The sequence below is a fragment of the Bradyrhizobium algeriense genome, assembly GCF_003062295.1.
In the GTDB taxonomy this organism is placed as follows: domain Bacteria; phylum Pseudomonadota; class Alphaproteobacteria; order Rhizobiales; family Xanthobacteraceae; genus Bradyrhizobium; species Bradyrhizobium algeriense.
Window position 1 is genome coordinate 1 of record NZ_PYCN01000185.1, and the last position, 676, is coordinate 676.

Sequence of the window (676 nt, forward strand, 5' to 3'; positions counted from 1 at the left end):
GCATCCTCTCCTTCGTCATGGCCGGGCTTGTGCCGGCCATGACGCTTCCAGACCCATCGCCCTCATCCTGAGGAGCAGCCGTGAGGCTGCGTCTCGAAGGAGGGTCCGGAAAAGCGCTGAACTCCTCCTTCGAGACGCCGCTTGCAGCGGCTCCTCAGGCTGAGGCCGAGCGAGACGATCGGGATCACCGGGACAAACCCGGTGATGACGGCGGAGGGTGCAGTCGGAGGGTGCGAGGGCCCAATGAAACCGCAAGCGGAACCAGGCGCCGGCTATCTATCGGGATCACCGGCACCGATCCCCGGATCAAGTCCGGGGAGGCAATGACGGGGAGGTTACTTTTGCACCGTCACGCCCACGGTCTTATGCGGCACCACGACCTGAATACTCTTGCCGTCGAGAGCCGCGACGAAGCGGTCGGCGTTGGGCACCAGCGGCGGGAAGGAGGCGTAGTGGCACGGGATGGCGGCCTTGGCTCCGCCGAAATACCGCTCGACCGCAAGCGCCGCGACCTCGGGGCCCATGGTGAAGCGGTCGCCGATAGGCACGATGACAACATCGGGCTGATGGATCTCGGCAATCAGGGCCATGTCGCCGAAGATGTCCGTGTCGCCCATGTGATAGACGGTCGGTTCGCCCGGCGCCTTCACGACGATCCCGTTGGCGCTGCCGAGCG

At 65.5% G+C, this 676-nt stretch carries 1 protein-coding gene; it reads right to left on the minus strand.

Annotated features, from left to right (window positions below; all coding sequences use genetic code 11):
- Window positions 1-335: 335 nt before the first annotated feature.
- Window positions 336-676, minus strand: a 341-nt coding sequence (locus C7G61_RS43020) for an MBL fold metallo-hydrolase (protein ID WP_190242288.1), incomplete at its 5' end; no start/stop codon positions are given.